This is a genomic window from Nonomuraea sp. NPDC050663 (assembly GCF_044456985.1).
Classification (GTDB): Bacteria; Actinomycetota; Actinomycetes; order Streptosporangiales; family Streptosporangiaceae; genus Nonomuraea.
On the sequence record NZ_JBITGL010000003.1, the window covers coordinates 295,201 to 320,577 of the forward strand.

Below are 25,377 nucleotides of genomic sequence, written 5' to 3' on the forward strand. Positions count from 1 at the left end.
TCGCATTCCTCAACGGACGGCCGCCCCGGAAGGCGGCCTTTCCTGTGTCCGCCCCGGGGCTCTCACCAGGTGCTAAGGGGCAGCAGTGGAGACGAGCGGATATACCACCTCAGGTGGCGTCGGCGTCGAACGCCAGACGCGGGAGGTGCCCGAGGAGGCGCTCGAGGAGATCGTGACCGCGCTGGGCAGCAGGCGCGGCGGAGCCTTCTCCTCCGGTATGGACTATCCGGGCCGTTACAGCCGATGGGCCTTCGGCTACGTGGATCCCTGCCTGGAGCTCGTCGCCAGGGGGCGCACCATCCACGCCAGGGCGCTCAACGACCGCGGGCGCGTGGTGCTGCCGATCGTGGCCTCCTGCCTGCTGGCCGCGGGCAAGCCGGTCTCGGAGCCGACGCCCGACTTCGTCGAGGTGTACGTGGCCGACTCCGAGGAACTCGTGCCCGAGGAGATGCGCAGCCGCCGTCCCACCGTCTTCTCCGCCATCCGCGAGGTCATCGCCGCCTTCAAGGGCGACGACCCGAACCTGGGCCTGTACGGCGCCTTCGGCTACGACCTGGCCTTCCAGTTCGAGCCCATCCGCCAGGAGCTCGTGCGCCCCGCCGACCAGCGCGACCTCGTGCTGCACCTGCCCGACCGGATCGTCGTGATCGACCGCCAGCGCGAGACCAGCGTCGAGCACCGCTACGAGTTCACCGTCGACGGCGTCTCCACCCACGGCATCGAGCGCACCGGCGAGACGCAGGCGCCCACCGTGCCCGCCGCCATTCCGGCGGACCCCGTGCCCGGCACCTACGCCCAGGTCGTCGCCGCGGCCAAGGAGAAGTTCAAGCGCGGCGACCTGTTCGAGGTCGTGCCCGGCCAGGTCTTCCACGGCGAGTGCGCCGACCCGTCGGCCTTCTACCGCTCGCTGCGCGTGTCGAACCCGGCGCCGTACGAGTTCATCATCTCCCTGGGCGAGGGCGAGCACCTGGTCGGCGCCTCGCCCGAGATGTACGTCCGTGTCTCCGGCGACCGCGTCGAGACCTGCCCCATCTCCGGCACCATCGCCCGCGGCAGCAACCCGGTCGAGGACGCCGAGGCCATCCGCACGCTGCTCTCCTCCACCAAGGAGGAGTCCGAGCTGACCATGTGCACCGACGTCGACCGCAACGACAAGTCGCGCATCTGCGTCCCCGGCACCGTCCAGGTCATCGGCCGCCGCCAGATCGAGCTCTACTCCCGCCTGATCCACACCGTCGACCACATCGAGGGCCGCCTGCGCCCCGAGTTCGACGCCCTCGACGCCTTCCTCACCCACATGTGGGCCGTCACCGTCACCGGCGCGCCCAAGACGTGGGCGATGCAGTTCATCGAGGACCACGAGGCCACCACCCGCCGCTGGTACGGCGGGGCGATCGGGTTCATCGGCTTCGACGGCTCCATGAACACCGGCCTCACCCTGCGCACCGCCCAGATCAGGGACGGCGTCGCCACCGTCAGGGCGGGCGCGACCCTGCTGTTCGACTCCGACCCGGAGTCGGAGGAGAAGGAGACCGAGCTCAAGGCCAGCGCCCTGCTCGCCGCCCTGGCCGCCGTCAACTCGCCCGCCTCCGCCGTCGAACCCGAACCCGTCGTACGGCACGGCGAGGGCATGAAGGTGCTGCTCGTCGACCACGAGGACTCCTTCGTCAACACGCTGGCCGACTACTTCCGCCAGCAGGGCGCGACCGTGACGACCCTGCGGCACGGCTTCCCGACCGCCATGATCGACTCCATCGCCCCCGACCTGGTGGTCCTGTCGCCCGGCCCCGGCTGGCCCTCCGACTTCGGCATGTCGGCCCTCATCGACGAGGTCTACGCGCGCGACCTGCCGGTCTTCGGCGTCTGCCTCGGCCTGCAGGCCATGGTCGAGCACGCGGGCGGCTCGCTGGAGCTGCTCGACTACCCCGAGCACGGCAAGCGCGGCCAGGTCTCCCGGCTGGGGGAGTCGGCGCTGCTGGAGGGGCTGCCGCCGCAGTTCACGGCGGCGCGCTACCACTCGCTGCACGCCAAGGAGCACGGCGTGGTCGGCTTCACGCCGATCGCGGTCACCCCCGACGGCAACGTCATGGCCATCGAGGACGTGGCGGCCAAGCGGTTCGCGGTGCAGTTCCACCCCGAGTCGATCCTGACCGCGGAGGGCGGGGCGGGCGCGCACATCATCGGCAACGTGCTGCGCCTCACCCGCCGCTGAGCGGGGCCTGAGCCCGGGCGGCGCCTTCGCGGCACCGCCCGGGGTTCAGGACATGACGACCGCGGCCCGTTTCTCGACCGCCGCCAGGATGCGGTCGCAGACCGGCACCCCGGTGGCCTGCTCGGTGGCGATCAGGCCGGGAGAGTTGTTCGCCTCCAGGACCAGCGGCCCCTCGGCGGTGCGGATGACGTCGATGCCCGCCACGTCGAGCCCCAGCGTGGCGGCGGCCGTCACCGCCAGCTCCACCTCGGCGTAGGACGGTTCCACCTCCACGGCGGTGGCGCCCTGGGCGACGTTGCTGCGCCACTCGCCGGCGGCGGCGCGGCGCTGCATGGTCGCCACCACCTCGCCGTCGACCACCACCAGGCGCAGGCTCCACCACGCCTCCGGCACCCATCGCTGGGCGACGAGCAGCTGGTGCCCGTTCATGGCCTTCTCCTGCAGCAGCAGCCGCAGTTCTGCGAGGGTCTCGGCCTTGACCACGCCCGCTCCGCCGTACCCGCTGTCGGGTTTGAGCACCAGCGGGAAGCCGAGCAGGTCGGCCAGGTCCGAAGGGTCGGCGTAGGGCGTGGTCAGGCAGGTTTGCGGGTGAGGCAGGCCGTGGGCGAGGTAGATCGCCGCCTGGCGGGCCTTGCTGACGGCGTTCTCGACCGCGCCCGCCGCGTTGACGGCGGGCACGCCCCGGTTCTCCAGCTGCCGCTGGAGCAGGAGCAGATGGGTCAGATCGGGCTCGCTGCCGAGGATGCGGTTGAGGATGACGTCGGGGGAGATCCCGGCGTGGGAGCCGAGGGGGGTGATCGTGGCGGGGTCGCCGACGATGTGCACGTCCCAGCCGCGCGAGAGGGCGGTCTGGGCGAGCCGTGAGGCCGTGGCGCTGAGCCGGGCCCTGGAGACAAGAGCGAGTCGCATCACGTGCTTTCGCGACAGATGGGATAAGGGAGCGCTCAGCGTAGCGGAGATCGTCACCTTGCGCGTCATCCTACGAAAAAGGCATGTTCGTGCAGGTCAGGACCCTGATGGGAGGGTGTTCTGGCGCGGCCCCGAGGTGCGGCATAGTGGGTGAGCATGAAGACGCTCTATCCGCCCATCGAACCCCACGCCAGCGGCCTGCTCGCGGTCGGCGACGGCAACGAGATCCACTGGGAGGAGTGCGGCAACCCGCACGGCAAACCGGTCGTCATGGTGCACGGCGGACCGGGTGGCGGCTGCACGGCCAAGCAGCGCCGCCAGTTCGATCCGGAGGCGTACCGGATCATCCTGTTCGACCAGCGCAACTGCGGCCGCAGCCGGCCCCACGCGAGCGATCCGGCGGTGTCGCTGGAGCACAACACCACCTGGCACCTGGTCGCCGACATGGAGCTGCTGCGCGAGCACCTGGGCGTCGACCGCTGGCAGGTGTTCGGCGGCTCGTGGGGCAGCGCGCTGTCGCTGGCCTACGCCCAGACGCACCCCGACCGGGTGAGCGAGCTGGTGCTGCGCGGCATCTTCATGCTTCGCCCCTTCGAGCTGCACTGGTTCTACGAGGAGGGCGCCTCGCTGGTCTACCCCGACCTGTGGGAGAAGTACGTCGAGCCGATCCCCTCCGAGGAGCGCGACGACCTGATCGGCGCCTTCCACCGGCGGCTCAACGACCCCGACCCCGCCGTGCGCCTGCCCGCGGCGCGCGCCTGGAGCGTGTGGGAGGGCTCGACCATCACGCTGCTGCCCGACCCCGAGATCATCGCCTCGCACGAGGACGACGACTACGCGGTGTCCTTCTCCCGCATCGAGAACCACTACTTCGTCAACGGCGGCTTCTTCGAGGAGGAGCAGCTCCTGCGCGACATCGACAAGATCCGCCACATCCCCGCGGTGATCGTGCAGGGCCGCTACGACATGTGCACCCCCGCCGCCACCGCCTGGGACCTGCACCGGGCCTGGCCCGAGGCGGACTTCCACCTCATCCCCGACGCTGGCCACGCCTTCGTCGAGCCGGGCATCACCGACGCTCTTGTCACGGCCACGGACCGGTTCGCCGGCCGCTGACCAGGGGCGGGATGGGGATCGGCGACAATCGGGACTATCCGGGAAGGCGACGGCGGGCGCGCACCCAGCGCCTAAGGTGGGCGCATGCTCCCCGCCAACCTTCCGGATGCGGTCCGTGACGCCCTGCTCGCGCCGCTGGTCGACCATCACTGCCACGGGGTGCGGCGCGACGAGGTGTCCAGGGCCCAGTTCGAGCTGCTGATCACCGAAGGGGCCGCGCCCGCACCGCCGGGCACGACCCACTTCGACACCCCGGCCGGCGTGGCCATCAGGCGCTGGTGCGCGCCCGTGCTCGACCTGGAGCCGCACGCCTCCCCGGCCGTCTACCTGGCCAGGCGGCTCGAACTCGGCGCGGGAGAGGTCAACCGCCGGCTGCTGCGGGCCGCCGGGGTGGTGGCCTTCCTGGTCGACACCGGCCTGGAGGAGCCCGACCTGCTGACCGCGCCCGAGATGGGACGCCACGGAGGCGCCGCGGCCGACGAGATCGTCCGCATCGAGCAGATCGAGCAGGACGTCGCCGAGGTGGCGCCCCTCGCCGTCGACTACATGGACAGCCTGGCCGAGGAACTGGCCGCCCGCGCCGCCCGCGCCGTGGCATTCAAGTCGATCATCGCCTACCGGCACGGCCTCGACTTCGACCCGTCGCGGCCCAGCCGCGGATCGGTGATCGCGGCGGCCAACCGGCGCCTGGCCGACCCGAAAGCCCGCCTGACCGATCCGGTGCTGCTGCGCCACCTGCTGTGGGCGGCGGTCGACGTGGCCCGCGACCGCGGGCTGCCCATGCAGTTCCACACCGGGTTCGGCGACCCCGACGTCGAGCTGCACCGGGCCGACCCCGCGATGCTGACCGTCTTCGTCCGCGCGCTGCAGCCGCTGAACGTGCCGGTGGTGCTGCTGCACTGCTACCCGTTCCAGCGGCAGGCCGCCTACCTGGCCAACGTCTACCCGCACGTCTACGTCGACCTGGGGCTCACCCTCACGCACACCGCCGCCGGCGGCGCCCGGGTGCTGGAGGAGATGCTGGAGCTGGTGCCCTTCCACAAGCAGATGTTCAGCTCCGACTGCTACGGCGTCGCCGAGACCTGCCACCTCGGGGCGCTGTACTTCCGGCGCGGCCTGGGCAGGGTGCTGGCGGCCCGCATCGACGAGGGGGAGTGGAGCGTCTCCGACGCCGCCCGCGTCGCCCACATGATCGGCTCCGGCAACGCCAGGCGGGTCTACCGGCTCTGAGCGTTCCGTCATGAACGATCTCCTCCTCCAGGAGGAGGTAGGACGCGGCTCGCCATCGGGATAATCGCCGCATCATGAGCGCGATCGAGATCAGTCAGCTCGCCAAATCCTTCGGACCGGTCAAGGCGGTCGACGGCGTGTCGTTCACCGTCGAGGCGGGGACGATCACCGGATACCTCGGTCCCAACGGCGCGGGCAAGACCACGACGCTGCGCTGCCTGCTCGGCCTCGTCACCGCCGACGCGGGCACCGCCCTGGTCAACGGCGTGCCGTACCCGCAGCTCAAGCAGCCGCTGGCGGCGGTCGGCGCGGTGCTGGAAGCCACCAACTTCCACCCCGGCCGCACCGCGATCAACCACCTCAGGATCCTGTGCGCGGCCGCCGGGCTGCCGCCGGAACGCGCCGCGGAGGCGCTGGAACAGGTGGGCCTGGCCGACGTGGCGAGCAAGCGGGTCTCGGGCTTCTCGATGGGCATGCGCCAGCGGCTGGGCCTGGCCGGAGCCCTGATCGGGCACCCGGAGGTGTTCATCCTCGACGAGCCCGCCAACGGCCTCGACCCCTCCGGCATCCAGTGGCTGCGCGGCTTCCTCAAGCACCTGGCCCACGAGCGCGGCGCCGCCGTCCTGGTCTCCAGCCACGTGCTGGCCGAGGTGGAACAGACCGTCGACAACGTGGTCATCATCGCCAAGGGCAGGCTCGTACGGCAGGGCACGCTCGCCGAGCTCACCCGCAACGGCGACGCCCCGCTGCGGGTGCGCAGCCTCGACCCGCAGGCTCTCGGCCCCGCCCTGGAACGTGCGGGCGGCGCGGTCGAACCGCTCGACGACGGGGCGCTGCGCGTGCGCGGCCTGGCCGCGGAACGGGTCGGCGAGGTCGTCCTGGCCGAGCAGGTCGTGCTCACGGAACTCGTCCAGGAGCGCACCGACCTGCAGCGGGTGTTCCTGGAGCTCACCGAGGAGGCGTCGTGAAGCTGGTACGCGCCGAACTGCTGAAGCTGTTCACCACCCACCTGTGGTGGATCATGCTCGTCGTGGTGCTGAGCTACCTGACCCTCAGCCTCGGCCTGGTGATCGGCTTCGCCGGGCTGGAGCAGAACGGCGTCAGCGTCTTCCCCGCCCGCGACACCCCCGAGTTCCAGCGGGTGGCCTGGGAGCAGTCGATCAGCGGATCGATCCTCGTGGCGATCCTCGGTGCCACCATGATGACCACCGAATTCCGCTACCAGACCATCACCAGTACCTTCCTGACGACGCCGAGACGCGCGCGAGTCGTGGCGGCCAAGCTGGGCGCGGGCGTGCTGATCGGGCTGATCTTCGGACTGGCGATCCTCGTGCTGTTCGCCGTCGGCATCGTCCCCGCCGTGCTGCTGTCGGGCGGCGACCTGCTGATCACCGAGGGCGGGATCCCGCGCATCCTGGGCGGCGTGCTGGCGGCCCTGGTGCTCTACACCCTGTTCGGGATCGGGATCGGTGCGCTGCTGCGCAACCAGATCGCCGCCATCGTCACCGTGGCCGTGTGGATGTTCGTGCTCGAACCCATCGTCAACGCCATCCCGCAGCTGCAGGTCGTGGGCGCGTGGACTCCTGCGGGGGCGGCCAGGTCGCTGACCAACTCCGGCGTCGACGTGGGGCAGATGGGACTCGACTACCTGCTGCCCGCCTGGGGCGGGGCGCTGGTCCTGCTCGGGTACGCCGCGGTGTTCGGGGTGCTGGCCTCGGCCACCACGCTGCGGCGCGACATCACGTGAGGTGCGCCTGCCGTACGGCCCGCTCGCGGCGGGCTTCCGTCCTTTCGTCCGGCGTCCTTTCGTCCGGCAGACTTCTCGTACGGCAGGCGCGGACGGTCACGGCCGTTCGGTGCGCTCCTGGCGCGGGACGGACGGCCTGCCGGACCGCGGCAGTACCTTGACCTGCAGCGCCGCGCAACGCGGGCAGTTGGTCGCCTCCGACCAGGGCGGCATGCTGGCCTGCCCGTTGTGATGCCAGGCGACGCTCTCGCCGCAGTGATGCGCCTGGAAGGCGTCCTGCCAGATGTGCAGGCACCGCAGGCAGTGGTAGGACCAGATCTCCTCGATCGTTTCGATTTCGCGCATGACGAATGCACACTCCGAGCACAGGGTGAATGGACGACGGACGGAAACGCTCGTCCGGCCCTATATGCGCCAGATGCTCAGGTGGGCCCGGCCGCGGCGCACGGCCGGAGCGGGCAGGAGGTCACGCACGGTGACGCGGCTCGCGCCGCGCCGCGCGGGAAGTGCGGCCTTGGTGGCGCCGCCGCCCAGGGTGCGGGCCTTGGACGTGGCTGAATAGCCCCATTCATCCGAGCTGCGCGGACGCGGGCACTCGCCCTCCGCGACGTCCACCACGGAGAACGGCGGGATCGCCTGGACGTTCTGCGGCTGCCACGGGCCGAGGCAGCACAGAACGGCCGCGACGAGCAGGAACAGGCGCAGACCCGGAAACACATCACCACACTACGTCACTCTGTGTGACGATTAAAGGCGGGTCCGGTTATATTCGCTGGTCAGGTCCCATGCAGGCCCCGAGTCGCGTGCCGACGGCCTGCAGAGCCTCGGCGAGGGCGGCGGTCTGTTCGGGGGTGAGGTGGTCGAAGAGGACCTCGCGTTGCGCCCGGGCGTAGTCGGGCGCGATGGAGCAGATGACCCCGCGCCCGTCCTCCGTGATCTCGGCGACGCTCGCCCTGCCGTCGGAGGAGTCGGGACGAAGCGTCACCAAGCCCCGCTCGACGAGCTTGCTGATGCGGTGGCTGAGGCGGCTGATGGAGACGTTCGTCAGCGTCGCCAGATCACTCAGCCGGCACGGCCGCAGCGACAGCGCCGTCAGCAGGCCGTACTCGACATGCACCAGGCCGTGGCGGCGGAAGACCCGCTCCACCTGCGGCATTCCCACGAGTGTCACCGCGAGCAGGCCATGCCAGGCGCGGACCTGCGTCTCGTCGAGCTCCGTCTCCCCGAGCCCCTCGGCCACCGGCCCCCCAGTGTCAGAATCTGCCGATCGCGACGATGAGTGCCAACGCCGCCAAGACCAGATTAAACGCGATCGACTCGCCGCGTCGCCGGTGAACCAGGGCGGCGATGACCATCGTGATGACGAGGCCCACGGCGGCCAGCGGCGTCAGGATCGGGGCGATGCCGGTCGCCCAGGGCAGGACCAGGCCGATCGCCGCCACGCCTTCGATGAGGCCGATGGCCCGGATCTGGCCCTGGGAGAAGTCCTCGACGTACGGCATGCGGGCCTTGAGGTCGTCTTTGGCCACGGTGTTCTTGACGACGGCCGAGCCCAGGAAGGCTGCGGCCAGGAGGATCTGCAGGATCCAGAGGAAGATGTCCATTTGTTGACCCTTCAAGTGATGCGGTGGGGTGGAGTGTATAACTTGAAGCATCAACAAAGCCAGCGCCGTGCCAGGGTCGGGGCGCGGCGGTTCCGGGGTGGGGCGGCTCTAGGATCTGGCCGATGAGCACGCACACCGCCGCCCCCGACCCCGACGCTACCCCCGCCTCCGACCCCGCCTCCGACCCCGCCTCCGACCCAGTCCTCGGCTTCGACCCGACCTACGGCTACGACCTCGACGCGCTGCTGGCCGTACCCGCGCCCGAGCCTCCCGCCGACTTCGACGCCTTCTGGCAGGGCCTGTACTCCGAGGCCCTCGACGTCACCGTCGCGCCCGAGCTCGGCCCCCTGGAGTACGAACAGGACGGCATGCGCGTCCACGGCGTCACCTACACCTCCAGCGGCGGCTTCCGCGTCGGCGGCTGGCTCACGCTGCCCGCCGACGGCGAGGTCACCCGCGGAATGGTCGTCGTCCACGGGTACGGCGGGCGCACCGCTCCCGAGACCAGCCTGCCGGGCCCCGGCACCGCGGCCATCTGGCCGTGCGCCCGAGGACTCGCAGACCGCAGCCTGTCGCCCGAGATCCCCTCCCTGGCCGCCGAGCACGTCCTGCACGGCATCGCCTCACGCGACACCTACGTGCACGGCGGCAACGCGGCCGACGTGTGGTGCGCGGCGACCGTGCTGCGCGAGCTCGTGCCGCAGGCGTCGCGGCTCGACTACGTGGGCACCAGCTTCGGCGGCGGCATCGGCGCGCTCGCCCTGCCATGGGACCCGCGCTTCACCAGCGGCGTACTGGTGGTGCCGAGCTTCGGCAACATCCCGCTGCGGCTGACCCTGCCCTGCCTGGGCAGCGGCGAAGCCGTGCGCGCCCACCACGCCGCCCACCCGGAGGCGGTCGAGGTGCTGCGATACTTCGACGCGGCCTCGGCGGCGACGCGCGTGAACATCCCGACGCTGGTGGCCGCCGCCCTCTACGACCCCGCCGTGCCACCGCCCGGGCAGTTCGCCGTGCACAACGGGCTGGCGGCCGGGGTGCGGGAACTGGTGGTCCTGAGCCACGGGCACGCGGAGCACGAGGGAGCGGAGGCGGAGGCGGCATCGTTGCGCGGCGCCATCAACCACTTCCTCTCCCGCAAGCGAGCCTGACCGCCGCCGCAGACGGGTTCGCCGCCGCCGGGGCTGGAGCCAAGGCCACCCGCCATCTGCCACCCGCCATCTGCCACCCGCCATCTGCCACCCGCCATCGGCCACCCGCCATCGGCCGCCGTCCACCTGCTATCGGTCAGGGACCATTGGGCGGGGGCCGGTGGGCGGTGGCCGGTCGGGCCGGATTGTCGGTGGGCCCTGGCACCATCTCCCTATGGCAACCCGCCTCCAGGTCACCATCGACTGCGCCGACCCCGACCGGCTGGCCCGCTTCTGGGCCGCCGCGCTCCACTACCAGCTCCAGGAGCCGCCCGACGGCTTCGACACCTGGGCCGACTACTGGCGCAGCAGGGGCCTGCCGGAAGGGGAGGTGAACGACGCCATCGGCTACGACTCCATCGTCGACCCCTCCGGCATCGGGCCCCGCATGTGGTTCCAGCAGGTGCCCGAGAAGAAGTCGGTCAAGAACCGCCTCCACCTCGACCTCGACGTCACCAACCGGCGCAGCGGCACCCTCGAGGTGCGCCGCAAGCTGATCGACACCGAGGCGGCCCGCCTGGTCGCCCTCGGCGCCACGATCTCCCGCGTCGCCGGGCCCGAGATCGGCATCGCCGACTACTACGCGATCACCCTGCTCGACCCGGAGGGCAACGAATTCTGCATCAGCTGAGCCCCACCACCGACTCGGCGACGCGAAATCAGCTGTGCGCCGCCGACCGGGCGCCGCGAAATCAGCTGAGCCCCGCCGCCGACCGGGCGCGGCGAATCAGCTGTGCGCCACCGCCGACCGGGCGACGCGGAAGCCCACGTCGTCCAGCCGCAGCGTCGGGTGGCTGCGGCGGCGCACCGAGGCGCGGCAGCTCCACGGTTCGTCGAACCACCCGCCGCCGCGCAGCACCCGGTAGCTGCCGTAGACCTCGGCGTCGTAGACGTCCCAGCACCACTCCCACACGTTGCCGAGCATGTCGTGCAGGCCCCACGCGTTGGGTGTCTTGCCGCCGACGGGGTGGCTGCGCTCGCCGGAGTTGGCCCGATACCAGGCGATCTCGTCGAGCGTGCCGTACCTCGGCCCGGTGGTGCCCGCCCGGCAGGCGTACTCCCACTCGGCCTCGGTGGGCAGCCGGTAGCCGTCGGCCCCCGTGTCCCATGCGCAGTCCGTCCCGTCGGGCGACAGGCGGTAGGCGGGGGTGAGGTACTCGCGTGCCGAGCGGGCGTTGCAGTAGCGCACCGCGTCGTGCCACGACACGGTCTCGACGGGCAGGCGCCCGGCGCGAGCCTGCCCGTCATGCCACGACCCGGTCTCGACGGGCAGGCGCCCGGCGGAAGCCTGCCCGTCGTGCCACGACCTGGTCTCGACGGGCAGGCTCGCCCCGGGCGCGGTGCTGGGGTTCACGCCGGTGACGTCGGCGTAGTCGTCCTGGGTGACGGGACAGGAGGCGAGCAGGAAGGGCGCGACGGGGGCGGGCCAGGTGCGCTGCGTCCGCCGGTCGGACAACATCACCTGCCCGGGGGCCAGGGGGATCATCTCGCCTGCTCTCACGGCGGCGATCTTATCGGCGCACCTCGACGGGTTCGTCAAGGTGCAACTCGAAGCCGTCATGGGCGAGCTCGGTGAGGAAGGCGACGGGATCCACCAGCTCCTCGATGTGCCACACCCCTGGCGGGAACGACGCCGGGTCTCGGATCAGCAGCGCAGCCGCCCGCCCGGTGGCGCGACTCTGGCCCTGCCCGGTGAACGCGGCGCGCGCCGTACCGGCCACCACCGTGACCGCGAACCCGTCACCTCCCACATGAACCCTGCCCAGCACAGCAAGTAGCCACGAGCGAACCAGCGGCCGACGCAACACCCGAGCCACCCCGGGCCGCCCGGCCGCGGCCAGGAGCCGCGTCAGGAGGCGCGAGTCCAGACATATGCCGGTACGCGCAGCGGGCACGCCGAGCGTCCGCGGCAGGGTGTACTGGTCGGAGAACGGGAACCGGTGCACGGCCCGCTCGCCGTACGGGACGGGGAAGGGCATCGCCCACGAGCCGCCGAGCGCCCCGAGCCCGTCAAGGGTCCATTCGAGCGCAGCCGGGCCGTGCTGCTCTCCCGCCCCGAGCAACACGCCGATGCTGGGCTCCGCGCCCGGCGCCCGGTCGGCGCAGATGCGGGCAAGCAGGTTCGTGACCCCAGGCGCGAGCCCGACGCTCAGCGCGACGGTGGCGGAGGCGGCCTTGGCGAGACCGTCCAGGGTGTCGAGATCGGCGAGGAGAGCGGGGGAGGCCGACACGTCCACGTAGGAGATGCCGCGCTCTAGGCAGGCGCGGGCGACGCGCACGTTGTCGATCTCGGCACACATGAGCACGACGACAGCACCACTCGGTCGACTGTCACTCGGTCTGCTGTCACTCGGTTGACTGTCACTCGGTCGACTGTCATTTGGCTCGCTAGACCTCGGTTCGCGGTACCTCGGTTCGTGGCTGGCTGGCTCGTGGCTGGTGGCGAGGGTGTTCAGTGCGCGTGCCAGGTCGGCCGGGTCGGTGGCGTCCACGCGCATCGTCGTGACCCCCTGGACGGGGGCCGCGCGGTCCGGGTGGCGGCCGGCGACGATCACGCGGGTGCCGGGGTGACCGGCGAGGGCTACCGCGGCCTCGCGGCCGACGGCGCCGTAGCCGCCGAGGATGAGCACGGTCGTCGTCGGCCGAGCGCTCGATGGGGTCATGGCGTCGTTCCCGTCTTGGCTCCGGAAGGTCGAGCTCCGGCCCGATTCGCTTCCACGGTGGTGGTCACGATGAGGGCGGGCGTCTGTCTGTTCATGGCCACTCGAAGGCCTTTCGCTGTAGCGGCACTCCAGTGAGTTTGTTGCTATAGTGGCGCTCCAGTCAAGTGGGGGTGCGCGATGGGTAAGCCGGGCGTCCGGGCGGCGAAGGCGGCGGCGACGCGCGAGAGGATGCTCGGCGCGGCGAGGGAGTTGTTCGTCGAGCGCGGCTACACGGCCACGACCGTCCAGGCCATCGCCGCGAAGGCGGGCGTGGCCGTGCAGACGGTGTATTTCACGTTCGAGACGAAGCGGGCGATCCTGAAGGAGTTGCTCGACGTGCAGGTTGCCGGCGACAGTGCGCCGGTCGCGACCCTGGAGCGCCCGTGGGTGGCGCGGGCTCTGGCCGCGCCACCCGCCGAGATGGTCCGCGCGCTGGCCGAGGCGACGGCGGAGATCCATGCCCGGGTCGCGCCGGTGCTGGAGGTGGTGCGCTCGGCGGCGGCCACCGATCCGGAGATCGACGAGATGTGGCGCACCAACCTCGCCCAGCGCCACACGGTGTTGTCGGTCTTCGCGGGGGCGCTGGCTGCCAAGGGCGGGTTGCGTGACGGGGTGAACGCCGTGCGGGCCGCCGACATGGCCCTGGCGGTGCTGGCGCCCGAGTCCTACCGCCTGCTCGTCGAGGGGCGGGGGTGGACGCCGGACGCCTGGACGGACTGGGCGGCCGACACGTTGACGCGCACCCTGCTGAAGTGATGCTCTAGCGAATCGAGGAGAGGAGAGTCATCTCCTCGTCCGTCAGGCGCAGCGAGGCGGCGGCCACGTTGTCGTCGAGGTGGCCCGGGTCGCCGGTGCCCGGGATGGCCAGCACGTGCGGGCCCTGCTGCAGCGTCCAGGCCAGGCGCACCTGTGCCGCCGACACGCCGTGGGCGCGGGCGACGGCGGTGACGGCCTCGGCGTCCGTCGACGGCGCGCCCGACTCGCGGCCGGCGCCGGCGATGGCGAAGAACGGCACGAAGGCGATGCCCTGCTCGCCGCATGACCGCAGGAGGTCCTGGCCGGCGGCCGGGGAGCCGATGCCGTACGGGTTCTGCACGCACACCAGGGGCGCGATGGCCTGCGCCTCGGCCAGCTGCTCGGGTGTGGCGTTGGAGATGCCGAGCTGGCGGATGAGCCCGGCCTGGCGCAGCTCGGCCAGCGCGCCGAAGTGCTCGGTGATCGAGGTGGCCACGCGGCTGGGCGGGATGCGGAGGTTGACCACGTCGAGGTGGTCGCGGCCGAGCTGGCGGATGTTCTCCTCGACCTGGCCGCGCAGTTGCTCGGGGGAGGCCCACCACCACTGGCCCGACGGGTCGCGGCCGGGCCAGACCTTGGTGGTGATGACCAGGTCGCCGGGGTAGGGCGCCAGGGCGCGGTTGATCAGCTCGTTGGCCGAGCGGGTGGAGGAGAAGTAGAAGGCGGCGGTGTCGATGTGGTTGACGCCCAGTTCCACGGCGCGGCGCAGGACGGCGATGGAGGGTTCGCGGTCGCGGGGGACGCCCTGGTCGAAGGCGGCGGTGCCGGTCAGGCGCATCGCGCCGAAACCCAGGCGGTTGACGACGAGGTCGCCGAGTTTCCAGGTGCCTGCCGCGGCGGCGTTCGGGGTGGTCATCGAGCGTGGTCTCCTCTGCGGGGTGTGGACACGCGAATTTGCGGGGTGTGGACACGCGAAATCCGCGGGGGTGCGGACACGCGAAATCTGCGGGGGTGCGGACACGCGAAATCTGCAAGGTGCGGACACGCAAAGAAGCCTCCAGGTGCGACTGGGGCGGTGCCCGGTCGACGTGGAGGCTTCAGGAAGTGGTTGAAAATATAGCAGATCAGCCGAGGGCCGGCAGTACGTAGACCTCGGCGCCGGGAGGCAGGGCGCAGTCGAGGCCGCCGACCGCCCGGGCGTTCTCCCCGCACACCACCATGCTGATGTGGCGCCTGATGCGCCCGTCGACGTCGCGCAAGCGCTCCTCGAGCACGGGGTGGGTGCGCCTGAGCGTGTCGAGCGCGGCGCCCAGGGTCGGGGGCGCGCCCACGGCGAAGACCTTGACCTCGGTGTCACCCCCGACCCCAGTGGCGCAGGGTCGCGGGCAGCACGAACACGACCATGGTCGCGGCTTTCCCCATGGGTCAGAGCACCGCGGAGCGGACGGTGAGCACGTCGGGAAGGTGACGCGCCACCTCCTGCCACGTCTGGCCGTCGTCGCGCGAGCCGTAGACGAAACCGTCGCGGGTGCCGAAGTAGATGCCCGCCTCGGAGGTGCTCATCGCGTCGCGCAGCACGGTGCCGTAGACGGGTCCCTCGGGAAGCCCGGAGTCGAGCGGCTGCCAGGAGCCTCCCGCGTCGTCGCTGCGGTAGACGCGGTAGCGGTGGCCGACGGGGGTGCGGTCCATGTCGGCGTGGAGCGGCAGGACGTAGACGGTGTCGGGCTTCGAGGCGTGCACGGCGATGGGGAAGCCGAAGTCGGAGGGCAGCGAGGAGCCGATGTCGGTCCACGACAGGCCGAAGTCGTCGCTGCGGTAGACGCCGAAGTGGTGCTGCAGGAAGAGCCGGTCGGGCCGCGACGGGTGGACGGCCACCTTGTGCACGCACTGCCCGAACTCGGGATACTGCTGCCCGTCGGGCATGAACGGGGCGCGGATGCCCTGGTTGGCCGCCTGCCAGGAGATGCCGCCGTCGGTGCTGCGGTAGAAGCCGCCGGTGGAAACGGCCACGCCCATGATCTTCGGGTCGGTGGGGTGGTTGAGGATCGTGTGCATGCACAGGCCGCCGCCGCCGGGCTGCCACTGCTCCCGGTGGGGATGCTCCCACAGGCCCTCGACCAGGGTGTAGGTCACGCCGCCGTCTTCGGAGCGGAACAGCGCGCCGGGCTCGGCGCCGGCCCAGACGACACCGGGCTCCGACGGCGAGGGCAGCAACTGCCAGACCTTCTCGAGGGTGGCGCCGGTCTTCTCAGGGAAGGCCACCGGTGGTTTGTCGGCTTCGTGCCAGCTGGCACCCAGATCATCGGAGTACATCACCGAGGGGCCGAAGTGGCCGTACTCGATCCCGGCCAGGAGCCGCGGGGTCTCGCCTCGGGTGTCGATGGCCACGCTCTGGACCCCGACGGTGGAGAACTGGATGGGCTCGACCTCGAACGGGCCCCCGTCGCGTGATCGGGCCAGGATGAGGCCCTTGCGGGTGCCGATGGCGAGCAGTGCATCAGTCATGATCTTGCTCCCTGTCGAGATGGTTGCGGCCATGGTGTCACGGGCTACCGACAAAAGCCGGGCTCTACGGGTTTTGCCCGTCCGCTACCTCCCAGGTAATCGTGGGCATTCCCATATGTCGGTAACGTGCCGACCATGACTGCTCTTGCCGTACACGAAGAGACCTTCGGAGAGCTCCTGCGCTCCTGGCGCCAGCGGCGCCGGGTCAGCCAGCTCGACCTGGCGATCGAGGCCGACGTGTCATCGCGGCACATCAGTTTCCTGGAGACCGGCCGGGCCAATCCCAGCCGCGACATGGTGATGCGGCTGGCCGAGGAGCTCGACGTGCCGCTGCGCCATCGCAACCGGCTGCTGGTGGCCGCGGGCTTCGCGCCCGCCTTCCGCGAGCGCGAGGTGCGGGCGCCGGAGATGGGGGTGGTACGGCAGGCGATCGACAAGATCCTGCACGCCCACAACCCCTTCCCGGCGGTGGTGGTGGACGCGGCGTGGAACCTGGTGGCGGCCAACGAGGCGGCGATGGCCTTCTTCGGCGGGAGCGTGTCGGAGGAGCTGATGAAGACCGACCCCGTCAACGTGCTGCGGATGACCCTGCACCCGGACGGCATGGCGGGCAAGCTGGTGAACCTGGCCGAGGTGCGCGCCCACCTGCTGCAGCGGCTGCGCAAGCAGGCGGAGGCGTCGGGCGACGGCCGGCTGGGCGAACTGCACGACGAGCTGGCCGCCTACACCTATCCGGGGGTGGAGCTGAACGTCGCCCACGTGCCGGGACCCGGCGACATCCTGCTGCCGCTCCGGGTCCGCCACGGTGACGCGGTGTTGTCGATGTTCACGACGATCGCGACCTTCGGCTCGCCGCTGGACGTGACGGTCTCCGAGCTGGCGATCGAGACGTTGTGGCCCGCCGACGAAGCGACCGCCGCCGTCTTCAACGGCGGCGGCTGACCAGGGAACGGCTGACCGGGGAGCAAATGACCGGGCAGCGAATGACCGGGGAGCGAATGGCCGGGGAGCGAATGGCCGGGGAGCGACTGACCGGGGAGCGAATGGCCGGGGAGCGGATGACCCGGGGAGGGGGAGGCCGGGTCACTGCTCGCCGTGCACCACGTCGCGGCTGATGCGCGCGAGCGGCACCCCGTTGACCTGCAGCCGCCGTACCGTCTCGTTGACCATGTCCGGCGGCCCGCACACGTACACCTGGTGCTCGGACCAGGTGTGGAACCGTTCGGTCACCTCGGGCAGGTGTCCGCGCATCCCGTCGAAGGCCGGTTCGTCCGACACCACGGGAAGCACCCGCAGCCAGGGGAAGGACGACTCCATCCTGATCAGGTCGGGCAGGTCGTAGAGCTCGGCGGCGGTCCGCGCGCCGTACAGCAGGTGGACGTTGGGCCGCCGCCCCGAGGCGATGACCTGCTCGATGATGGCCTTGATCGGCGCCAGCCCGGTGCCCCCTGCCACGCACAGCAGGTCGCGGTTGCCGCGGTCGGGCGGCGTCATGGTCCCCATGGGCGGCCCCAGCATGATCGTGTCGCCGATGCGGGTGTGGCGCACCAGCGAGGTCGAGACCCAGCCGCCGCTGACGGCGCGCACGTGCAGCCGGATGGTGTTGTCGGCGCGCGGGGCGTTGGCGATCGAGAACGTGCGCCACACCCGGGGCCAGCGGGAGGTCTGCACGTTGACGTACTGTCCCGCGGTGTACGGCAGGCGCTGCGTCGGCCGGAGCGTGATGACGGCGATGTCGGGCCTGCGCAGTTCGTGATCGATGATCTCGGCCAGCCACCACGCCGGGGAGACCCCCGCGTCGGCGTCGGCGGAGTCGATCATGAGGTTGGCGGCGGCGGTGTAGGCGGCCACCCAGGCGGCTTCGATCTCGCTGTTCCACACCTCGCGCGCGAAGCGCCGGATGGTGGCCAGCAACGCGTTGCCGACCGCCGTGTAGTGCTCGGCGATCACGCCGTACTTGCGATGGTCGCGCCCGAGCTGGCTCAGGTAGCCGGCCATGCTGTCGGGACTGTCGAGGCTCCAGACGATCCGGGTCAGCGAGCTGAACAGCCGGTCCCTCTGGACGTCCATCGCCGGGGGGAACATTCCCCGAAGGTGTGGATTCTCGGCGAAGAGGCGCCCGTAGAAGTAGGCGGTGGCCTTGTCGGCCACCGGCTCGACGACGGAGAAACTCTCCTTGACGAGGCGCGGATTCAACGACATATAGCTTTTACCCCACCTTTCGATCGGAACGGTTATTTCCGATCGAGTCGCAGCACCTCCCTGGCATTCCGGGTGAAGAGCGTCCGGCGGCCCCGGCCCAACCGATCGCTCGAATTCGAGTCTTACACCCGCTCTCGGGCGTCACAACCGTTTCCCCTCAATACGGTGCGAAGTAGAACTATCCGTAACGGTACTGTTATTTTCCGTATCAGAAGTCACAGAAGAAAAAGCGAATAATCATCACTTTCGCGTTAGGCCATTCTCAGCACGCGTCCCGCGCGGACTCCGCCGAACTCCCCGTCCTCGATCACCGGCCGCCCTTCGAGCAGAACGTGCACGATTCCGGTGGGCCGGACGGAAGGCTCCAGATAGGTGCCCGCGTGCCCGACGGTCTCCGGGTCGAAGACGGTGATGTCGGCATACGCGCCCGCTCCCAGCCAGCCCCGGCCCGCCAGCCCGAACTGGTCGGCCACGTGGGAGGTCATCTTGCGCACCGCCTCGGCCATCGGCACCACGCCGCGCTCGCGCACGTAGGCGCCGAGGAAGCGCGGGAAGCAGCCCCACGTGCGCGGGTGCTCCAGCCCGACGGGAGCGCCGTTGTCGGAGCCGATGCCGATCAGTGGATCGGCCATGATCTCGACGACGTCGGCCTCGTCCATCATCTCGATGACCATCTGCGCGGCGGGGTCCTCGGCGACCAGGTCGCAGAGTGTGTCCCAGGTGCCGCCCAGGTCGGCCAGGGTCCGCCCCGCCACGCCGGGCCGGGCGTGCGAGGTGATCAGGACCTTGCCGGGCGAGGCGTCGCGCCACAACCCGGACCCGGAGCTGAGCTCCAGCAGCCTGGCCCGCTCCTCGGGCGACGACAGCCGGGCCGCGACGTTGCCGCCCGACAGGGCGACGGGCGGCAGCAGGGCGGCCAGCACGGTCGAGCCCGCCAGGTAGGGATACTGGTCGCCGAGCACGTCGACGCCGCGGGCGCGGGCCGAGCGCAGCCGCTCCAGCAGCATCGAGGCCTGGCCGTGGTTGGGCAGCCCGCCCACCTTGCAGTGGGAGACCTGCAGCCGCACCCTGGCCCGGGTGGCGACCTCGATCGCCTCGTCGAGCGCGGCGGCCAGCTCCGAGCTCTCGTTGCGCATGTGCGTGGTGTACGGCCTGCCGTACGCGTGGGCGACCCTGGCCAGGGCGACCAGCTCCTCGGTGTCGCCGTAGGAGCCGGGCGGGTAGATGAGGCCGCTCGACAGGCCGCACGCCCCCGCCTCGAAGGCCTCGCGCGCCAGCTCGGCCATCGCCTCGACCGACGTCGTCTCGGAGAAGCCCGACACGGCGGCCCGCAGCGTGGAGTGGCCGACCAGGGTGGCGACGTGGTTGGTGGGCCCGGCGGCCTCGATCGCGTCGAGGTAGCCGGCGAAGCTCCAGTCGGGCACGGCGTGGCCGGTCAGCTCCTCCAGCGCGGGAGCGGAGGGCGCGTAGGAGAAGCCGCAGTTGCCGTTGATCTCGGTGGTGACGCCCTGGAAGAGCTTGAACGGCTGGGGCTGGTCCATCAGCGGTACGAGGTCGGAGTGGCAGTGCGCGTCGATGAAGCCGGGCGCGACGGCCAGGCCCGAGACGTCGATCACGCGCGACGCCGTGAGCCCCGGTCCCACGGCGGCCACCCGGCCGCCGGAGATCGCCACGTCGGCCACCACGCCGGGCGAGCCGAGACCGTCGTACACCGTGCCGCCGCGAAGCAAGAGATCCATACGTGTCACCCAACACCCTGATATTTCGGGAAATCTTGTTGTAACAGACCTAAGAACCGGCCACCGCTTGGTCGATAACGACGAAGAGACGGCCGCCACCCCCCGCCTAGCGTGCCAGCATGACGATGTCGTTGGCTGAACTGAGCAAACGCTTCCGTATCCCCGGCGCGAGCCTCGCCTACTGGCACGACGGGCACCTGCGCGAAGAGGCCACCGGGGTGCTCAACCTGGACACCGGCGTGGAGGTCACCCCCGACTCGCTGTTCCAGATCGGCTCGATCACCAAGGTCTGGACGGCCACCCAGCTGATGCTCCTGGCCGAACAGGGCGAGATCACGCTCGACGCCCCCGTCGAGGGCTTCCCCGGCGTCACGATCAAGCACCTGCTCACCCACACCAGCGGCATCGACGGCGACTTCTTCCACGACACGGGACGCGGCGACGACTGCCTGGCCCGCTACGCCGAGGACGCCAGGCACGTGGCCCGCGTGCATCCGCCCGGCGCCGCCCACTCCTATTGCAACACCGGCTTCTCCCTGGCCGGACGCGTCATCGAGACCGTCACCGGCACGGTGTGGGACGCCGCCCTGCGCGAGCAGATCATCGAACCCCTGGGCCTGACCCACACCTGGACCCTGCCCGAGGACGTGCTGCGCTTCCGCGCCGCCACCGGCCACCTCGGCGAGCCGGGGGAGGAGCCGTCGCCCACCCCGCGCTGGGGCATGATGCGCACCGTCGGCCCCGCCGGGCTGATCTGCTCCACCGCCGCCGACGTGGTGCGGTTCGCCCGCTCCTTCCACGACGGCGCCCTGCTGACGCCCGCGAGCGCCGACCTCATGGTCACCCCGCACGTCGAGCTGCCCGCCAACCCGTACGGCACGCACTGGGGCCTGGGCTGGATCCTCGACACCTGGCAGGGCCGGGCCGTCTGGAGCCACGGCGGCAACACCATCGGCCAGTCGGCGCAGCTGTGGACCCTGCCGGGCACCGGCACCACCGTCTGCGTGCTGGCCAACGGAGGCGACACCTACGGCTTCTTCCAGGCCGTCGCGCAGGAGCTGTTCCCCGCGTTGTGCGGGGTGCGCCCGCACCCGCTGCCGCAGCCGCCCGGCGAGCCCGCCCCCATCGACGGCCGCCACGACGGCGTCTACGAGCGCGAGTCGGCCCGCATCACCGTCGAGGGCGCCCGCATGACCTACCTCAACACCAGCGCCTTCGCCGACCTCGACGAGCCGATGCTCTTCGACCTGGTCGCGCTCGACGACGACCGGTACCTCGCCCGCCGCGAGGGCACCGCCACCTGGGTCGGCGTCACCTTCGCCACCCGCGACGACGGCACGCCCTACCAGTACTTCAGCCTGCGCTCCACCCCCAGGCTTCCGTGAACGAGACCGCCGAGCTGACCATCAGCGAGCTGACCGAGGTGGCCGACCACCATCGCGCCGCCGAGCTGATCACCCGCATCTGGGGCAGCATGCTGCTCGAACCCGGCCTGATCAGGACCATCTCCCACGTGGGCGGCTACGTGGCGGGCGCGCACGCGCAGGGCGAGCTGGTCGGGATCGCCGTCGGCTTCTTCGCCGGCGACGGCCACCTGCACTCCCACATCACCGGCGTGCTGCCCGGCGCCCGCGGCGGCACCGGGTACGCGCTGAAGCAGCACCAGCGCTCCTGGTGCCGCGAGCGCGGCGTGCCGTACATCTCCTGGACCTTCGACCCGCTGGTCAGCCGCAACGCCTACCTCAACGTGCACAGGCTCGGGGCCCGCATCGCCGCCTACCTGCCGGACTTCTACGGCACCATGAGCGACTCGATCAACGCGGGCGACGCCAGCGACCGCCTCTACGTCGTGTGGGAGGTGGAGCGCCCCCGCGACCCGTCGGGGGCGGCGGACGCGGCCGTCCTGCTCGGCAGGGACGGCCTCGACCCCGTGCGCCTGGGCGTCCTGCCCGGCGAGCACGAGCGGCTGGCCGTGGCGATGCCCAAGGACGTCGAGGGCCTGCGCCTGCGTGCCCCGAACAGCGCCAGACGCTGGCGCGCGGCCGTACGGGAGGCCCTGATGACGGCGGCCGACGCCGGTCACGAGATCGTCGACGTGACACGAGATGGGTGGTATGTCCTGAACCGTGAGCAACAGCGTGAGTAGCCTGGCCCGGATCCTGGACGACCTGGGCTCGACGTTCCTCGACGTCGTGGCCTCGCCGGGGGAGCTGGAGTGCGAGATCAGCTCGGTCCAGATCTACGACCCGCTCGACGAGCTCAGCATCGGCCGCGGCGCCATCCTGCTCGGCGTGGGCGTCGAGGGCGCGGACCGCGTCTGCGCCCTGCTGGACGAGCTCGGCGCCCAGCAGGCGGCGGGGCTGGTGGTCAAGATGCCGGTCCAGCTGGACGAGGTGGTGCGCGCCAAGGTGCTGCAGACCGGGGTGGCGCTGCTGGGGCTGACCCGCGCCGCCTCCTGGGCGCAGGTCGCCGCGCTGCTGCGCTCGCTGCTGGCCGAGGGCGACGTCGCAGGCGAGCCCGCCGAGAGCCCCGACGACCTGTTCACCCTGGCCAACGCCGTGTGCGAGCTGCTCGACGCGCCGATCACCATCGAGGACCGCTCCTCGCGCGTGCTGGCCTTCTCCGGGCGGCAGGACGAGGCCGACCAGGCTCGCATCGAGACCGTGCTGGGGCGCAAGGTCCCCGAGAAGTACCAGCGGCTGCAGGAGGAACGCGGCATCTACCGCGAGCTCTACCACTCGCGCGAGCCGATCTTCTTCGACCTGGGCAACGGCATGCTGCCCCGCGCCGCGATAGCCGTACGGGCGGGCGACGAGATCCTCGGCTCCATGTGGGCCACCGTCGACGGGCCCCTGCCCGACGGCAGGCGGCGCGCCTTCGCCGACGCGGCCAAGATCGTCGCCTTGCACCTGCTGCGCCAGCGGGCGGGCGCCGACGCCCAGCGCCGCCTGCGCGCCGACCTGCTCTCCACGGTCCTGGAGGGCGGGCGCGACGCCGCCGACGCCGCCGCCAGGCTCGGCATCGCCACCGAGCGCGTGTGCGTCCTGGCGGCCGGGCTGCACGAGACCTCGATCGAGGACGCCGCGGGACGCGAGGGCGAACGCCAGCGGTTCTGCGACGCGCTCGCGCTGCACGTCGGCGCCATCCACCCGCACGCCGCCGCCGCCCTCGTCGGCAGCGTCGCCTACGCGGTGCTGCCCATGCACGCGCCGGGGCCGGACGCCGAGGCCCGCGCGGTCAAGGTCGCCGAGAGCTTCCTGGCCAGGACCGGGCGGCGCTTCCCCGCCGCCATCGGCGTCGGGCGCCTGGTCAACACGCTGGCCGAGGTGGGCAGATCACGCGCGGACGCCGCGCGTGCGCTGCGGGTGCTGCGCTCGCGCGGCGCCTCGGGCGTGGCGGCGTCGTACGCGGAGGTCTACTTCGACTCGCTGCTGCTGCAGCTGGGCGACCTGGTGGCGGCCGAGGAGCAGCCGCCCGCCGGGCCGTACGAGAAGTTGCTGGCCTACGACGCCGAGCACGGCACCGACCTGGTGCTCACCCTGCAGGCCTACCTGGACCACCTCGGCAACGTGCACGCCGCCGCCAAGGCCGTCCAGGTGCACCAGAACACCTTCCGCTACCGGCTGCGCAGGCTGACCACGATCTCGGGCCTGGATCTCGACGATCCCGGCGCCCGGCTCGCGGTCAGCCTGCAGTTGCGGCTCCACCAGTGACTACTTGGCCAGCATCCTGATCGTGCTCGGGTGGAAGGGGCCGCCGATGCGGGCGAACTCGGCGCCGTTGCCGTACAGCGGCGTCGTGGTGTCGGCGAAGGGCACGATGTCGGCCTTGGCGAACAGCGCCTCCTCGGCGGCGTTCCACTTGGCGCAGCTCTCGGCCTCCGTCGGGGCCTTGGCCGCCTCGACGATCAGCCGGTCGTAGTCGGCGTTCTTGATCGACGACCAGTTCGCGCCGCCCTCGGTCGGGGCCTTGCCCGACAGGAACGGCACGATCATGCTCGGCAGCGGCACGTTGACCTGGATCCAGCCCGCGTCCCAGTCCATGGAGCCGTCGTTGATCGCCCCGAGCTGCGCCGAGGTGATCTGCTTCAGCTCGGTCTGCACGCCGAGCGCCTCCCACTTGCTCTTGACCAGCTCCATCGCCGACTTGCCCGGGTCGCCGTGGTCGGTCAGGTAGACGAAGGTGGCCTTGAGCGGCTTGCCGCCCTGCCCATATCCGGCCTCCTTGAGGAGCGCGGCCGCCCCCGCCGGGTCGTGCTGCGGCAGCTTGGAGGTCGTCACGCCGGGGCAGACCTTGGGCTGCATGCTCAGCCCCTCGGGCAGCGCGCCGGTGCCGCTGGTGGCCACGCGCATGAGCTCGTCGAGGTCGAGCGCCATGGTCAGCGCGCGCCGCACCCGGTCGTCGGCGGTGGCCCGGCCCGCGGCCTGGTTGAAGGTGTACTCACCGAACATCAGCCGGATCTCGGTCTTGAACAGCTTCTTGGCCTCCACGCGCGCCCGGTCGGGGCCGATGATGCTGGCGGCGTTCAGCTGGCCCGACAGCAGCAGGTTGGCGGCGGTCGCCTCGTTCTTGATGACCTTGAGGATCACCTTGTCCGGCAGGCCCTCCTGCTGCGCGGTCACCCCGCCGGGTCCCCAGGCGTAGTCGGCGCGCCTGGTGAGGGTGTAGTGGTCGTCGGCGACCGACTCGGTCAGGGTGAACATGCCGGTGCCGTGCTTGCCCGTCTTGAGCCCGGCCGGGTCCTTGAGCCCGGGGCCGCACACGATGAAGACGCTCGACAGGCGGCGCAGCAGGAACGGGTCGGCGTTGGTGAGTTTCACCGAGACGGTTCCCGCGGCGTCGTCGCCGGAGGCCTTCAGATCGGTGGGCACGAACAGGCCGTACAGCTGCGACTTGTTGGCGGGGTCCGCGATGAAGTTGAGGCTGCCGGCGACGTCGGAGGCCTTCAGCGGGCTGCCGTCGGCGCACTTCACGTCCTTCTTGAGCGTGAAATCCGCCGATTTATCGGTGGATTTCCAGTCGGCCGCGAGCTGCGGGATGATCGTGCCGTCGTCCTGATAGGCGATGAGCGTGTCGTAGAGGAAATAGTCGACGTTCCGCGGCTCCGACAACGCGGTCAGCAGCGGGTTGAGGTCGCCCGGTTCCATGATGGCCATCGTGAAGGTGGCCCCCTTGGCGTATTTCCCCGCCGCCTGCGAGGAGGCCGTGGGGCTCGCGGTCCCTCCGGAACCGCCGCACGCCGCGGTCGCCAGGGCCACCGCGCTCATCACCCCGAGCAATCGTGCGCGCATCGCCAACTCCCATCTGAGCTATGCCTGGATACCGGTCAGCGTGGACCCCGGAGCTTTCCTCTGCATCGTGAGATCCGCCAAAGCAACGAAATATCGCGGTATTTCTCGACAACTCCTCGTCGAAGCCGACAGGCCGCACCGCCCCGACTGGGTCAAGTGAACGATGCCGATTTATCGCCACAACTGGTTAGATGCCCG

25 protein-coding genes are annotated in these 25,377 nt (G+C 71.1%); 12 read left to right on the forward strand and 13 right to left on the reverse strand.

The window, feature by feature from the left end:
• Positions 1–85 precede the first annotated feature (85 nt).
• The gene (locus ACIBH1_RS10445; protein ID WP_397313388.1) at positions 86–2,212 is read left to right on the forward strand and encodes an anthranilate synthase component I; all 2,127 of its coding nucleotides are present in this window, start codon (positions 86–88) and stop codon (positions 2,210–2,212) included.
• Positions 2,213–2,257: 45 nt separating this feature from the next.
• On the opposite strand, the gene ACIBH1_RS10450 is transcribed toward ACIBH1_RS10445, so the two are convergent.
• Positions 2,258–3,121: a RimK family alpha-L-glutamate ligase gene (locus ACIBH1_RS10450; protein WP_397313389.1), complete on the reverse strand. Its 864-nt coding sequence runs from the start codon at positions 3,119–3,121 to the stop codon at positions 2,258–2,260.
• Between the two features lie 156 nt (positions 3,122–3,277).
• On the opposite strand from ACIBH1_RS10450, the gene pip reads away from it, so the two are divergent.
• The 4 genes from pip (at position 3,278) to ACIBH1_RS10470 (ending at position 7,214) form a co-directional block, all read left to right on the forward strand.
• Complete coding sequence (gene pip, locus ACIBH1_RS10455) at positions 3,278–4,237, forward strand: prolyl aminopeptidase (RefSeq protein ID WP_397313390.1); 960 nt, start codon at positions 3,278–3,280, stop codon at positions 4,235–4,237.
• A gap of 84 nt (positions 4,238–4,321) precedes the next feature.
• The gene (locus ACIBH1_RS10460; protein WP_397313391.1) at positions 4,322–5,467 is read left to right on the forward strand and encodes an amidohydrolase family protein; all 1,146 of its coding nucleotides are present in this window, start codon (positions 4,322–4,324) and stop codon (positions 5,465–5,467) included.
• Between the two features lie 74 nt (positions 5,468–5,541).
• Entirely contained in the window at positions 5,542–6,435 is an 894-nt protein-coding gene (locus ACIBH1_RS10465) for an ABC transporter ATP-binding protein (RefSeq protein ID WP_397313392.1), read from the forward strand.
• Positions 6,432–7,214 carry an ABC transporter permease gene (locus tag ACIBH1_RS10470; RefSeq protein ID WP_397313393.1) on the forward strand — a complete coding sequence of 261 codons (783 nt, stop codon included), beginning with the start codon at positions 6,432–6,434 and terminating at the stop codon, positions 7,212–7,214. Before ACIBH1_RS10465 ends, ACIBH1_RS10470 begins: the two co-directional genes overlap by 4 nt.
• Positions 7,215–7,310: 96 nt before the next feature.
• On the opposite strand, the gene ACIBH1_RS10475 is transcribed toward ACIBH1_RS10470, so the two are convergent.
• Genes ACIBH1_RS10475 through ACIBH1_RS10490 form a run of 4 tightly spaced genes read right to left on the reverse strand, consistent with a single transcriptional unit; the run spans position 7,311 to position 8,818 of the window.
• A complete protein-coding gene (locus tag ACIBH1_RS10475; RefSeq protein WP_397313394.1) occupies positions 7,311–7,559 on the reverse strand; it encodes a hypothetical protein in 249 nt (82 codons plus the stop codon).
• Positions 7,560–7,619: 60 nt separating this feature from the next.
• The gene (locus ACIBH1_RS10480) at positions 7,620–7,931 is read right to left on the reverse strand and encodes a hypothetical protein (protein ID WP_397313395.1); all 312 of its coding nucleotides are present in this window, start codon (positions 7,929–7,931) and stop codon (positions 7,620–7,622) included.
• A 46-nt stretch (positions 7,932–7,977) separates the two neighbouring features.
• Positions 7,978–8,454: a MarR family winged helix-turn-helix transcriptional regulator gene (locus tag ACIBH1_RS10485; protein WP_397313396.1), complete on the reverse strand. Its 477-nt coding sequence runs from the start codon at positions 8,452–8,454 to the stop codon at positions 7,978–7,980.
• Positions 8,455–8,467: 13 nt separating this feature from the next.
• On the reverse strand, positions 8,468–8,818 hold the full coding sequence (locus ACIBH1_RS10490; RefSeq protein ID WP_397313398.1) for a DoxX family protein: 351 nt from the start codon (positions 8,816–8,818) through the stop codon (positions 8,468–8,470).
• A gap of 122 nt (positions 8,819–8,940) precedes the next feature.
• Between ACIBH1_RS10490 and ACIBH1_RS10495 the strand changes: the two genes are divergently transcribed.
• Together ACIBH1_RS10495 and ACIBH1_RS10500 are read left to right on the forward strand one after the other, a co-directional pair.
• Complete coding sequence (locus ACIBH1_RS10495; RefSeq protein ID WP_397313399.1) at positions 8,941–9,966, forward strand: acetylxylan esterase; 1,026 nt, start codon at positions 8,941–8,943, stop codon at positions 9,964–9,966.
• Positions 9,967–10,180: 214 nt separating this feature from the next.
• Positions 10,181–10,636 (forward strand): VOC family protein, encoded by a 456-nt coding sequence (locus ACIBH1_RS10500; RefSeq protein WP_397313400.1) that lies wholly within the window; start codon positions 10,181–10,183, stop codon positions 10,634–10,636.
• Positions 10,637–10,732: 96 nt separating this feature from the next.
• Here ACIBH1_RS10500 and ACIBH1_RS10505 read toward each other — a convergent pair whose 3' ends face one another.
• Positions 10,733–11,491: a formylglycine-generating enzyme family protein gene (locus ACIBH1_RS10505; RefSeq protein ID WP_397313925.1), complete on the reverse strand. Its 759-nt coding sequence runs from the start codon at positions 11,489–11,491 to the stop codon at positions 10,733–10,735.
• A 25-nt stretch (positions 11,492–11,516) separates the two neighbouring features.
• Complete coding sequence (locus ACIBH1_RS10510; RefSeq protein WP_397313401.1) at positions 11,517–12,305, reverse strand: saccharopine dehydrogenase; 789 nt, start codon at positions 12,303–12,305, stop codon at positions 11,517–11,519.
• 540 nt (positions 12,306–12,845) lie between these two features.
• Between ACIBH1_RS10510 and ACIBH1_RS10515 the strand changes: the two genes are divergently transcribed.
• Complete coding sequence (locus ACIBH1_RS10515) at positions 12,846–13,463, forward strand: TetR/AcrR family transcriptional regulator (protein WP_397313402.1); 618 nt, start codon at positions 12,846–12,848, stop codon at positions 13,461–13,463.
• A gap of 4 nt (positions 13,464–13,467) precedes the next feature.
• Here ACIBH1_RS10515 and ACIBH1_RS10520 read toward each other — a convergent pair whose 3' ends face one another.
• From ACIBH1_RS10520 to ACIBH1_RS10530, 3 genes are all read right to left on the reverse strand, one after another.
• Positions 13,468–14,358, reverse strand: coding sequence for an aldo/keto reductase (locus ACIBH1_RS10520; RefSeq protein WP_397313403.1), 891 nt, complete (start codon positions 14,356–14,358; stop codon positions 13,468–13,470).
• A gap of 208 nt (positions 14,359–14,566) precedes the next feature.
• Positions 14,567–14,773, reverse strand: coding sequence for a molybdopterin synthase sulfur carrier subunit (locus ACIBH1_RS10525; RefSeq protein ID WP_397313404.1), 207 nt, complete (start codon positions 14,771–14,773; stop codon positions 14,567–14,569).
• Positions 14,774–14,867: 94 nt separating this feature from the next.
• Entirely contained in the window at positions 14,868–15,947 is a 1,080-nt protein-coding gene (locus tag ACIBH1_RS10530; RefSeq protein WP_397313405.1) for a WD40/YVTN/BNR-like repeat-containing protein, read from the reverse strand.
• 135 nt (positions 15,948–16,082) lie between these two features.
• On the opposite strand from ACIBH1_RS10530, the gene ACIBH1_RS10535 reads away from it, so the two are divergent.
• Positions 16,083–16,889 carry a helix-turn-helix domain-containing protein gene (locus tag ACIBH1_RS10535; protein WP_397313406.1) on the forward strand — a complete coding sequence of 269 codons (807 nt, stop codon included), beginning with the start codon at positions 16,083–16,085 and terminating at the stop codon, positions 16,887–16,889.
• A 141-nt stretch (positions 16,890–17,030) separates the two neighbouring features.
• Here ACIBH1_RS10535 and ACIBH1_RS10540 read toward each other — a convergent pair whose 3' ends face one another.
• Positions 17,031–18,149: a globin domain-containing protein gene (locus tag ACIBH1_RS10540; RefSeq protein ID WP_397313407.1), complete on the reverse strand. Its 1,119-nt coding sequence runs from the start codon at positions 18,147–18,149 to the stop codon at positions 17,031–17,033.
• A gap of 251 nt (positions 18,150–18,400) precedes the next feature.
• Positions 18,401–19,888 carry an amidohydrolase family protein gene (locus ACIBH1_RS10545; RefSeq protein WP_397313408.1) on the reverse strand — a complete coding sequence of 496 codons (1,488 nt, stop codon included), beginning with the start codon at positions 19,886–19,888 and terminating at the stop codon, positions 18,401–18,403.
• A 119-nt stretch (positions 19,889–20,007) separates the two neighbouring features.
• Here ACIBH1_RS10545 and ACIBH1_RS10550 point away from each other — a divergent pair, with 119 nt between their 5' ends.
• From ACIBH1_RS10550 to ACIBH1_RS10560, 3 genes are read left to right on the forward strand one after another with little or no spacing between them, the layout of a single operon-like run.
• The gene (locus ACIBH1_RS10550) at positions 20,008–21,273 is read left to right on the forward strand and encodes a serine hydrolase domain-containing protein (RefSeq protein ID WP_397313409.1); all 1,266 of its coding nucleotides are present in this window, start codon (positions 20,008–20,010) and stop codon (positions 21,271–21,273) included.
• Positions 21,270–22,034 (forward strand): GNAT family N-acetyltransferase, encoded by a 765-nt coding sequence (locus tag ACIBH1_RS10555; protein ID WP_397313410.1) that lies wholly within the window; start codon positions 21,270–21,272, stop codon positions 22,032–22,034. Before ACIBH1_RS10550 ends, ACIBH1_RS10555 begins: the two co-directional genes overlap by 4 nt.
• Complete coding sequence (locus ACIBH1_RS10560) at positions 22,027–23,601, forward strand: PucR family transcriptional regulator (protein WP_397313411.1); 1,575 nt, start codon at positions 22,027–22,029, stop codon at positions 23,599–23,601. Before ACIBH1_RS10555 ends, ACIBH1_RS10560 begins: the two co-directional genes overlap by 8 nt.
• Here ACIBH1_RS10560 and ACIBH1_RS10565 read toward each other — a convergent pair whose 3' ends face one another.
• Positions 23,602–25,179, reverse strand: coding sequence for an ABC transporter substrate-binding protein (locus ACIBH1_RS10565; RefSeq protein WP_397313413.1), 1,578 nt, complete (start codon positions 25,177–25,179; stop codon positions 23,602–23,604).
• Between the last annotated feature and the right edge of the window lie 198 nt (positions 25,180–25,377).